The sequence below is a fragment of the Desulfotruncus alcoholivorax DSM 16058 genome, assembly GCF_000430885.1.
GTDB lineage: Bacteria > Bacillota > Desulfotomaculia > Desulfotomaculales > Desulfallaceae > Desulfotruncus > Desulfotruncus alcoholivorax.
On sequence record NZ_AUMW01000046.1, the window covers coordinates 1 to 11,052 of the forward strand.

11 protein-coding genes and 1 pseudogene are annotated in these 11,052 nt (G+C 46.3%); 9 read left to right on the forward strand and 3 right to left on the reverse strand.

All coding sequences use genetic code 11. The annotated features are described in order from the left end of the window. The 9 genes from H569_RS0116415 to H569_RS0116455 all read left to right on the forward strand — a co-directional run. The coding region (locus H569_RS0116415) for a transposase (RefSeq protein ID WP_034631078.1) at positions 1-210 on the forward strand (210 nt) is incomplete at its 5' end. Between the two features lie 35 nt (positions 211-245). Beyond that, on the forward strand, positions 246-1,640 hold the full coding sequence (locus H569_RS20740; protein WP_051273718.1) for a CoA-transferase: 1,395 nt from the start codon (positions 246-248) through the stop codon (positions 1,638-1,640). A 15-nt stretch (positions 1,641-1,655) separates the two neighbouring features. Further along, on the forward strand, positions 1,656-2,582 hold the full coding sequence (locus H569_RS21500; protein WP_081411085.1) for an AraC family transcriptional regulator: 927 nt from the start codon (positions 1,656-1,658) through the stop codon (positions 2,580-2,582). Positions 2,583-2,652: 70 nt separating this feature from the next. Further along, positions 2,653-3,834 (forward strand): thiolase family protein, encoded by a 1,182-nt coding sequence (locus tag H569_RS0116430; protein WP_034631080.1) that lies wholly within the window; start codon positions 2,653-2,655, stop codon positions 3,832-3,834. A 42-nt stretch (positions 3,835-3,876) separates the two neighbouring features. Then, a complete protein-coding gene (locus tag H569_RS0116435; protein WP_027365886.1) occupies positions 3,877-4,617 on the forward strand; it encodes an SDR family oxidoreductase in 741 nt (246 codons plus the stop codon). 188 nt (positions 4,618-4,805) lie between these two features. Continuing rightward, complete coding sequence (locus tag H569_RS0116440; RefSeq protein WP_169726482.1) at positions 4,806-6,068, forward strand: ABC transporter substrate-binding protein; 1,263 nt, start codon at positions 4,806-4,808, stop codon at positions 6,066-6,068. 101 nt (positions 6,069-6,169) lie between these two features. Next, a complete protein-coding gene (locus H569_RS0116445; RefSeq protein WP_027365888.1) occupies positions 6,170-7,057 on the forward strand; it encodes a branched-chain amino acid ABC transporter permease in 888 nt (295 codons plus the stop codon). Continuing rightward, the gene (locus H569_RS0116450; RefSeq protein ID WP_027365889.1) at positions 7,011-8,825 is read left to right on the forward strand and encodes a branched-chain amino acid ABC transporter ATP-binding protein/permease; all 1,815 of its coding nucleotides are present in this window, start codon (positions 7,011-7,013) and stop codon (positions 8,823-8,825) included. Before H569_RS0116445 ends, H569_RS0116450 begins: the two co-directional genes overlap by 47 nt. Next, positions 8,819-9,526 (forward strand): ABC transporter ATP-binding protein, encoded by a 708-nt coding sequence (locus H569_RS0116455; RefSeq protein ID WP_027365890.1) that lies wholly within the window; start codon positions 8,819-8,821, stop codon positions 9,524-9,526. Before H569_RS0116450 ends, H569_RS0116455 begins: the two co-directional genes overlap by 7 nt. On the opposite strand, the pseudogene H569_RS23225 reads toward H569_RS0116455, so the two are convergent. The 3 genes and pseudogenes from H569_RS23225 to tnpC all read right to left on the reverse strand — a co-directional run. Next, positions 9,527-9,933, reverse strand: a pseudogene (locus H569_RS23225) (TraG/TraD/VirD4 family protein). 140 nt (positions 9,934-10,073) lie between these two features. Continuing rightward, entirely contained in the window at positions 10,074-10,313 is a 240-nt protein-coding gene (locus H569_RS23230) for a hypothetical protein (RefSeq protein ID WP_027365893.1), read from the reverse strand. A 28-nt stretch (positions 10,314-10,341) separates the two neighbouring features. Further along, the coding region (gene tnpC / locus H569_RS20750; protein ID WP_114679316.1) for an IS66 family transposase at positions 10,342-11,052 on the reverse strand (711 nt) is incomplete at its 5' end.

Consider the following 11,052-nt stretch of genomic DNA (forward strand, 5'->3'; position numbering starts at 1 on the left):
AATGCCGTACATAAAAGCGGGATTCCTGAACTCAAGAGTTTTGCCGTTTCTCTAAATAAAGATTATGCTGCTATCTTTGCTGGCTTGACTGAGTCATGGAGCCAAGGGCCTGTAGAAGGAATCAATAATCGTTTAAAACTAATTAAACGCTTAATGTTTGGCAGGGCAAAGTTTGATTTACTTCGCAAACGGGTTCTCCTTGCTTTATAAATCCGAAAAAACTTGTTTCCCTTTGCGGATAAACATTGCTAATTAGCACCAAAAGTGCGGAAGAACCTAATTATTTTAAACATTTAACCCATAAGGGGCTCCTGAAGCGTGTGATCGGCGGACATATGGGCTACCATCAGCCTCTGCTACCCATGATCAGGAGCAACGAGATAGAGGGGTACAATGTTTCCCAGGGCGTGCTGTCGATCATGATGAGCGAATACATTGCCGGCAAGGACGGATATCTTACGAAGGTCGGACTGCGTACCCAGCAGGATCCACGCTACGGGGGCTGCAAGCTCAACGAGGGGATAGAGACGGAGGATCTGGTTGAACTTAGGGTCGTGGACGGCGAGGAATACCTCTGGTATAAAATGATCCGGCCGGACGTCGTCGTGCTGAAGGCGAGCTATGCGGACGTGAAGGGCAATATAACGCTTGAAGCGGAGCCCTCAATTAACGATGCCCTGGCCTCCGCTATGGCGGCAAAGAACAACGGCGGCAAGGTAATCGTATACGTAAAAGCCCTGAAGGAAGAATACTTTAATCCGCACATTGTCCACATCCCCTATTTCCTCGTGGACGCGATCATTGTCGATCCCGACCATGTACAGACGGCCCCGCACCTTCCTTACAGTCCGTATTTCTCAAATGAAAAGAGATGTAGCGAGGAAGAAATGCGGGTAATTTTGGACAACGAGACGAAAAACGGCGTCAGGAAAAGAGACATCGCGCAGAAGGTCATTGCAAGAAGGGCGGCAATGGAACTGTATCCGGATGCCGTAGTTAACATCGGAATCGGGATCCCGCAGATGATCAGCGGCGAGGCGATAAATCTCGGAATCGATATGAGTTCCGTCGTTATGACGACCGAGACCGGTATCATAGGCGGCGTACAGCTTCCATCGGTGTTCGGAGTCTCCATGAATGCGGATTCTGTCTATGATCAGGCGACCCAGTTCAGGTTTTACGAGGGCGGCGGGCTTGATATCGGTTTTCTGGGAGCATTGGAGGTGGATGCGGCCGGAAACGTGAACGTCTGTAGAAAAGGGCCATATCTTGCGGGCGTCGGCGGCTTTAATTTCATTGTCCATTCCGCAAAGAAGCTGGTATTCTGCTTCACCTTCATGCGGGGCTCAGGCTATAATTCCGTAAACGGCAAGTTGGTTCCCTATGTCGGAAAAGAAACGAAAATCGTGAAAAATGTAGAGTGCATTACGATGAATGCGGGCGTGGAGTTTAAAAATCATAAAACAATCCTTTACATTACCGAACGCTGTGTATTCAAACTTAAAGAAAACGGGATCGAGCTGGCCGAAATCGCCCCGGGTCTCGATATTAAGAAGGATGTTCTCGACCTGCTGGATTTTAAGCCAATGATCGCGGAGGACCTCAAGGAAATGTCCCGAATCTGCTTTGAGGTAAAATGATAGATCAAAACTAACATGACCATGGGAGGGGGTATTAAAATACATCAGGAAATCAAGATATTAATTGCGATACTGTCAAAAATGGACGCGGGGGTTACTTATCAACCGCATACGCATCCTTTCTATCAGTTAAATCATATTGTCCGGGGCAGTTACCAATTCACCGTCGGAGGCCGTACGTTCAAGGCGGGCGCAGGGGATACGATTCTGATCCCGGCAAACTGCGTCCATACGTTTACCCAGACAGGCAGCGAGGCGGGCTACTATTTCGAAGTAAAGTTCTCTTCATTTTCCAAGGGCTTGATGGAAATGTGCTCCGATGTTGGTATTCTGGTGCAGAACGACGATTTTTCGGGAAAACTTCTAAAAGAAATTTTGGACGAGAAAAACAATTCAACACCAAAATCTGAGAAGATAATGATTACATATCTTTATGCGATTCTCTTCAAGCTGACTAAAAAGACAAGGCACGAGAAAACCACATCGTCTAAATATATAGAGGTATCAGCTTATTCTGCGCCGGTGAGGGATACAATCAGATTTCTAGAGGACAATTATAAGGAACGTCTGTCGTTAGATGATATTGTTGCCCACGCATCATTGAAAAAAAGTCATCTCAGCAGTCTCTTTAAGAAAGAAACATCTGTCACTATTTTCGAATGCCTTATGATTATTCGGGTCCGAAAGGCGGTGGAACTTCTCTCCTATACCGACTTGCCATTGGCGCAGATAAGCAAGGAAACGGGTTTTGTGAATATTACACATTTTAACAGGGTATTTGCCAAACACGTATTTATTCCACCGGGTCAGTTCAGGAAATATCTAAACTCTCAGGACTTATATTGGAAAGACGCGACCGCGGTAAAAAAAATAAGTCATATCACTGCTGCCGCGCTGGAAGGAAAGAAAATAGAGTTTCCACAGTTTACGTTGAACAATTAGTATTACCGGTTGACATATCGTCATCTGTATTATTGTAAAACTGACTATTTTTTGAAAGAAGTGACTTATGATGAACAAATTGACGGATGCTGTAATTGTGGAGGTGGTCAGAACACCGATAGGAAAGTTCAGGCAAGCGCTTGCTTCTTTTGAACCTACTACTTTAGCCGGCATGACGATGAAAAAGGTTATCGAAAAAGCAGGAATTGACCCTGTGATAATCGATGATGTGATTTATGCCAACCTGTTTAATTACAATTATGGGAATTTTGCCAGGATTGCACTGCTAGAAGCCGGGCTTCCAATGTCGGTTCCGGCAATTACCCTTAACAGACAGTGCATCAGCTCCATTAATGCGGTCGCGTTAGCGGCTACCATGATCATGACCGGCGCAGCGGAAGTGGTAATGGCTGGTGGCTGTGAGAGCTATTCCAAACAGCCGTTTATGATCAAAAAGCCCGATTCCGCTTATCCCACGTCTTTGGAGATGGCGCCATTAAAAATTTCATCCGATGTTGTGGGAGACCCGCCGATGATTATTACCGCAGAGAACCTTGCCAAAAAATATGGTATTACAAGGAAAGAATGTGACGAATTCGCGTTGAACAGTCATAAAAAGGCAGCGGCGGCATGGGATAGAGGCTTCTTCAAAGGAGAAACATTCCCAATAGAAATACCCCAGAAAAAAGGGAATCCCATAATTTTTGACAGGGATGAATGCGTGCGCAGAGACAGCACTTTGGAGGCACTGGGCAAACTGAAACCTGTTATGGTAAAGGATGGGGTCGTTACCGCGGGCAACTCCTCTCCTATGAACGACGGCGCTTCTGCAGTGCTGCTCATGAGTAAAGAAAAGGCCCATGAGTACGGTTTGAAGCCACTGGCCAAAGTAACCGCATTTGTCGCAGCCGGCTGTGATCCCAACATCATGGGCATCGGACCCGTATATTCCACAAGAAAGCTTATGCAGAAGACGGGACTAAAAATCGATGATTTCGATCTTATAGAACTGAATGAGGCCTTTGCGGCGCAGTCTATTGCTTGTATCAAGGAATTAAATATTGACCCCGAAAAAGTGAATCCGAACGGAGGAGCAATTGCTATCGGGCATCCAAATGCGGCGTCGGGCGGAATTCTCACCGCAAGGGCGGTGCGGTACATGCAAGAGGCCAATTTGAAGAGAGCTCTTATTTTATTTTGCGCCGGTGGTGGACAGGGCTTCTCATGCGTTCTCGAAAATGAGTTTTGTTAAATGGGTCTTTAAAAGTATCGCAACAAAATGTGGAGGTAAAAAATGGGTAAATTAAGCGGAAAATATGCAATCGTAACGGGAGGAGAGAAAGGGATTGGCAAGGCTATAGTAAAAAGATTTATTGAAGATGGCGCGGCAGGGGTTTCTATTTTAGGGATTGATTTGGATGCCGCACAACAAACAGCCAAGTCTATTGATCCTACCGGAGAAAGAGTAATTGGGATCCAGTGTGATGTTGGCAATGAGCAGCAGGTAGCCGATGCGATCAGAATTACAATGGAAAAATTCAAAACTATCGATATTCTGGTAAATAATGCGGGCATCACAAAGGATTCCATGTTCCACAAAATGACGAATGAACAATGGGATTCCGTAATAAATGTTAACTTCTACGGTGTATATCATACGTGCAAATATGTGGTACCGATCATGCGTGATAAAAACTACGGCAGGATTGTGAACATCGCGTCTATATCAGCGTTTGGACTCGCAGGTCAAGCAAATTATTCAGCTTCAAAAGGTGCCATCATTAGCTTCACAAAAACACTCGCCAAGGAGGGAGGGCCAAAGAATATTACGGCTAATTGCATTGCCCCGGGATTTATTGACACAGACATGTACAGGGCGGTACCGGAAGAGATTATTGCCGAACATATGAAGCTTATACCGCTCAAAAGGCTGGGTCAGCCGGAAGAAATAGCCAGCGTAGCGTCCTTCTTGGCAAGTGACGATGCAAGTTTTATCTCCGCTCAGTGCCTTATCGTAAGCGGCGGGAGTATCTAGCCGGGTGAACTGCAGGCTTAAGGACAAAGTTGCCATAATCATGTAACTGATCAATATAAATAGAAGATTAATTTGATTCAGTAATTTCTGTTAATTAATGTAGACTTTTTTTTAACTGATCATAAAGGCATAAATGTTATGATCAGTAGCATTTATCCGATATGATAAAAAATGAAATGGAGGGAAAAATGGTGAGGAAAAATCAACCTATCATCGCAGTACTGGTAATAGTTTTGATGATGATGTTAGTACTGGGCGGATGCGCTTCCAAAACGCCGGGCGATACTGCGGGGAAGGCGGGCAGCGAAGTAGTACTGGGATATGTCGGACCAATGACAGGCCCGTCGGCTACGATGGGAATAGCCACTAAGCAGGGTGCCGAACTGGCCATTGAAGAAATCAATAAGGCCGGCGGAATTATGGGAAAGACCATTAAATTTGTAACTCGCGACGATGAAGCTGACCCGACAAAATCAAAGACTGCGGTTCAAGAACTGATCGATAAAGAGAAAGTTCAGATGATGATTGGCCAGCCGAACTCAACATGCGTTGCTGCTTCTGAAGATTATGTCAACCAAAACAAAATTATTCAGATCCTTAACATTGCAACCAACACTCCGCTTGTCAATGTTGAAAAATATCCTTATACCTTCAGAACATTCTTCCCGAGTCCGGTACAGGCTGAGGCCCTTGTAAATATCGCCAAAAAAGCCGGTTTCCAAAAGATCGTGCTGCTCGGCGATACGACCGCCCTGGGGAATGATGGAATAGCCTCTTTGCAAGCAGCCTGCAAAGCAGACGGAATCACGCCGGTAGAAGCAATAACATATAAATCCGGAGATGCCGATATGACGCCTGTTGCAGAGAAGATTAAACAAGCCGGCGCAGACTGCGTACTGGCCTGGACCCTGGGTGCCGATGGCGCGAAAATAGTCTCCGCGCTTTCAAGAATCGGTTATATGGACAAATTGATTTATCTTGGCTATACAGGACTCTCTCTGCCGAACTTCAGGGAGCTTGCCGGAGACGGCATTGACAGATGCTATACGATTACCGGCTTCTGGTCGGTAGACAAAGCTGCCGGCGCAACTCAGCTGGATAAAGCGCGTCAGGAACTCTATGATAAGATTGTCGCAAAATATGGTAAATACGGACCCGGCGGCAGAACCACCGCTCCCCAGATGGTAGCATCCGGCTACGAAGCGGTCTATCTTTATAAATGGGCGGTTGAAACAGCGGGTTCTTTCGATCCCGACGCAGTGAAAAATACCTTAGAGACAAAAATTTCCGAGTTTCCCTTGAAAGTCGGCACTGCAGACACGTATAGGTTCTCACCAACAAATCATGAAGCCATTTCCGGAAAAGATCTAGTGCCTGTTCTGTTAGACCCAATGTTAACAACGGACAAAATCTTTGGAGACGTTTATATCAGAGGGTCCTTTACGAAGTAAGAGAAAATCGTATCTAAAATCAGATTGTGGTGTGCCGATATTGGTTGACAAATAACCAATATCGTCACACCGTTGTCTGAAATAAAGAGGAGAATGACAGGATGCAGCAGTTAATATTCGGCTTGGCGAACGGAAGCATATACGCGCTAATGGCGCTTGCAATCGGAATGGTTAGCTCTACGACAGGCATCGTTAATTTTGCACACGCCTCCGTTGTAATGATGGGCGCAATGGTAAGCTGGTGGATGATGGTAATATACGGGCTCAGCTATATACCCGCTCTATTCGTGGCAATAGCCGTCAGCATAGTGCTGAACATAGTTATGTATGAGACGTGCGTTAAGAAACTCGGAGATTTGCAGGATAATGTAGGATGGATCATCACACTGTTCGGGGCGTCTATCATATTGGACAACATTGCGCGAATGTTGTTCGGTACCGAGCCGCAGGCGTTTCCGTATTTATTCGGCGGCAAAATGGTAACGTTTTTTGGTGCAAACATCATGCTTCATGAGCTGATGATGATAACCATAGCCGTCGTTATAGGAGTTGTATACCAGACGATAATAAAGAAGACCCGGTTTGGCAGGGCCGTGCGCGCTGTTGCATTCAGGCCGGCCACGTCGGAACTGATGGGCATCAAGAGCGAAAAGATAATATTGTCCTGCTTTGCCATGGCCGGAGCCGTTGCGGCGATAGGCGGCGCACTAATCGCGCCTATTACTTTTGCCAGTTACACCATGACCTATTCAATCGGCCTGAAAGGATTTGCAGCCGCTGTGCTGGGCGGATTTGGAAACACAAAAGGAGCGTTTATCGGAGGCTTCATTTTGGGTCTCATTGAAGCCTTCATAAGTATATTTGTCCCCGCCGGGATAAAGGATTCGATCAGCTTCGTCATTATGATTATTGTGATAATATTTTTACCGGAGGGGATAATGAGTGCCAAGTTTTTCAACAGAAACTTGTCCGCTGCGGAAAAAGTATAGCCTGTGGTTTACCATACTGAAGCTGGCATTGCTGTTCATTTGCCTGGCATTTCCATTTATGGCCGGTAATTATTATTTGAGATTTGCCATAGTTTTATTTATTTACATCATTGTGTCGATCGGTTATGACATTTCTTCAGGGTATTGCGGTATGCTGACCCTTTCCGCCGCGGCTATTTTCGGCGCCGGTGCATATGCGTCGGCAATAACGGTTACGACCCTTAAAATGCCGTTCCTGGTCGGTATGCTGGTGGCAATGGTTGTTACCGGACTGATCAGCTTTCTGATATCCTTGCCCGCATATAAGGTAAAGGGCAACTATCTTGCCCTGATAAGCCTCGGCATTTTAGAGATCGTGCAGAGGATACTCAACGATTGGACTTCTTTGACGCATGGCGCGGCAGGATTTTTCCTCCCCCCATGGTCCATATTCGGTATGAACCTCACTGATTATGCAAAATACTATGTAATATTTTTCTTCCTGATTCTCATCATGTTATTTGAATGGGGCCTGATCAAGAGCCATTGGGGCCGTGATTTTATTGCGGTCAAGAATGACGAGATAGCGGCGTCGGGAGTAGGTATAAACAACAGGAAATTCAAGGTTATAGCGCTGCTCATAAGCTCGATGATCATCGGGGTAGCCGGCTCCCTTTACGCGAGCTACAGTGAATTTATCAGTCCCGACACGTTTGGATTCTACCTGACAATATTTATCCTTTTAACAGTCGTTATAGGCGGAACAGGCACATTGAGCGGTCCTGCTATCGGCGTTACCATCGTAATGATAATACCGGAATTCTTTAATGCGTCACCGGACCTTAAGCAGATAGTCTTCGGCGGGCTTCTCATCATACTGACGCAGGTTATGCCCGGAGGTATTACAGGAAGAATAAAGGAACGTTTCAGGGCGATAGATGATAACAGACATATAGAAAATTTAGGCGACAGGCCGCCGATAAGCTTTGAAAAATACAGGGTTAATGCGGATGGCCCTGAAAATATCCTTGAAGTAAAGAATCTTACGAGGAGATTCGGTGGACTTACGGCTGTCGGGAACCTAGACCTTGAGGTTAAGAGAGGTACGGTACATTCCCTGATCGGACCGAACGGAGCTGGCAAGACGACCACGGTTAATTTGATAACGGGTATCGACAAGCCGAGCGAAGGCAGCGTTATATTCAACGGTGAGGATATAACGGGAATGGAACCTTTCGATTTGGTGAAGCGCGGAATAGCCCGGACATATCAGCATGTCAGGCTGTTCAAAGACTTGCGTGTAATAGATAACGTGGCGATGGGCGGAAGAATATACTACACATATGGTTTAGCGGGCGCAATTTTCCATTCGCGCAAGAAAAGAAAAGAAGAAAAAGAAGCATATCTGGAAGCTTACGACTGCCTGAAACTGATCGGCCTTGAAAGCAAGTCAAATTTTGATCCCGGAAGCCTTTCAACAGGACAGCAGAAACTGGTGGAGATCGCCCGTGCTCTATGCGAGAAGCCAAAACTCATGGTACTGGACGAGCCTTGCGCTGGTCTCAATGAAACGGAAGTAGAAGAGCTTTCCGAGATAATTAAGAAAATAAGAGATGTCGGAATAACGGTACTTATGATCGAACACCATATGAGCATAGTAATGGGCATATCTGATTATATAACGGTTATAGATTACGGCAAGAAGATTGCGGAGGGTACTACGGCGGAAGTAAGCGTGGATCCGGTAGTAAGGAAAGCCTATCTGGGAGAAGAGGTGACGGCGTGCTGAAGGTTGATAGTTTAACAATCGCTTACGGCAAGACAGAGGTCGTACACCACGTGTCCTTTGATGTAAAGAAAGGCTCGGTTGTAACGATAGCGGGAGCCAACGGAGCCGGAAAGAGTACGATACTAAACACCATTGTAGGTCTCCACCGGTCAAAGGAAGGGAGTATCCTGTATAAGGGCGAGGACATAACCAGGACAGCTCCGGATAGGCTCGTCAGTAAAGGAATAAGGCTTGTCCCCGAAGGCAGGCAAATATTTGCGGAGCATACTGTTGAAGAGAACATGCTTCTAGGAGCGTATGTGGAAAAGGACGCCAAAAAGATACGTGACCGAATGGACCAAATGTATGACCGCTTTCCAAGGCTCAAGGAAAGACGCAAGCAGATCGGAGGCACATTGTCGGGTGGAGAGCAGCAGATGCTTGCAATAGCAAGAGCGTTGATGACGGGACCCGACCTTCTTATCCTTGACGAGCCGTCGCTCGGTCTCGCGCCGATAATAGTTAAGGATGTCTTCAAACTGTTGACGGAGATAAAACAGACGGGTGTAACAATATTGCTGGTTGAGCAGATGGTCGATAACGCGCTAAGCATTTCGGATTACGCGTATGTTCTCGAGACCGGAAATATAGTATTTTCGGGTACCAAGGACGAAGTGAAGAACAGTGATGATATTGTAAAGGCCTATTTAGGTAATGTTTGATTAAAAAATTATGAGAGCAGGTCTTTGTAGGCCAATGCCATGCGGTCTAAAAAAAGGTTTTTTGGGTAATATATTTCCGGTGGAAATGGTTAACCTATAAATAAACTGCCGGGGGTTAAGATGAATCTGGCGAACGCGGCAACCTGAAAGGTTCTGATCCACGGTGCCCACGCCCAGGGAGTCTGAAAGGTATTTTGCCGTGTGGTTGACGTTCACTCCGAGGAACAGCTGGCTGTCGCAGCAGGAGATGATCTCCTGCCAGGCTTTGACGGATACCGGTTCTCCAGCTGGGGCAGCGACTGGGTGATTATGGTGCAGCTTATCCCCCTGGACCGCATGGTGGCTATTCTCTTATTGAAGTCTGGTATGGCGCCAATGTTGCAAAACTCATCAAGCATTAAGTTCACTTTTACCGGGCAGGACCCGCCGGGGTTTTTGTTGCTAACTTGGTAAGCCTGATGAATAGAAAGCTGAAGAAAAGGAAGGACAGGAAATCAAAGGTTGAGTCGGTGTCCCAAACCACACATTAAAAATCGCACGGTTCCTTTCAGGGAGCCTCAAAGTCTATGTCGCTCACTTCGGTTAATTGGCGAACACCTGGAGGCGCATGCTGAGGCCCTAGATGACGCCGTCCTTCTTTAAACGGTCGAGTAGATGTGCGCCTCTCAGGCTTTAGGAGACGCTTTGTGTTCCCTGTTTCTCTTGATATGGCGCTAACTGATTCGTTTTGGGGTGGCATCATTCTTTTGATAATTGTATATTTGAATTCTTCACTGTATCTCGTCATAGTGTTTCCTCCTTGTTTACATTACTAACTATAGTTTTTTTAGAGGTCTATGACAACTATTCTGACACAGGGGGAGCTTCTCGAAGAGATAACTTAGATAAAACAAAGGATTAAGGTTATTTTCTTTGGCTGTCTCAACAATGCTATAGATAATAGCACTGGAAGTAGCCCCACGCGGGGTGTTTGAAAACAGCCAGGCCTTGCGACCTACCACAAATGGTTTTATAGAACGCTCACTGCGGTTATTATCAATTTCCAACCGGCCATCCTGCATAAATGCCACTAGTTTATCCCACTGGTTCAGGCAATAAATAATCGCCTGGCCAAGAGCACTCTTGGGCAGTACCCGGTCGTAATGATAATTAAGCCACGCCGAAAAAGCATCCAGCACCGGTTGGCTGCGCGCTAAGCGATTTTGATAGCGTTCTACAGCGGTGGCATATTTTAAATCACGCTCAATGGCAAAGAGATGGTTACAGAAGTTCAACCCCTCCTTGGCTACTGTTGACACGGATTGTGCCGAAGCCGGCAGCGCTTTGAGCGCCTCATCATATTTGCGCCGTGCATGAGCCCAGCAACCTACCAGGGTAACATTCAGCAAACAGTTATAGCCGGCGTAGCCGTCAACTTGCAGGTAACCTTTGAAGCCATCCAGGAACTTACGTGGATGCTCGCCCGACCGTGTCCTCTGGTAATCATAGAGGATGATAGGCGGGTCTTCCCGCCCGGTGCGGTAAAG

Coding starts and splice junctions, on each gene's coding strand:
- H569_RS21500 (WP_081411085.1), top strand. CDS start 1,656: ATGACCATGGGAGGGGGTATTAAAATACATCAGGAAATCAAGATATTA.
- H569_RS0116430 (WP_034631080.1), top strand. CDS start 2,653: ATGAACAAATTGACGGATGCTGTAATTGTGGAGGTGGTCAGAACACCG.
- H569_RS0116435 (WP_027365886.1), top strand. CDS start 3,877: ATGGGTAAATTAAGCGGAAAATATGCAATCGTAACGGGAGGAGAGAAA.
- H569_RS0116440 (WP_169726482.1), top strand. CDS start 4,806: ATGGTGAGGAAAAATCAACCTATCATCGCAGTACTGGTAATAGTTTTG.
- H569_RS0116445 (WP_027365888.1), top strand. CDS start 6,170: ATGCAGCAGTTAATATTCGGCTTGGCGAACGGAAGCATATACGCGCTA.
- H569_RS23230 (WP_027365893.1), bottom strand. CDS start 10,313: ATGACGAGATACAGTGAAGAATTCAAATATACAATTATCAAAAGAATG.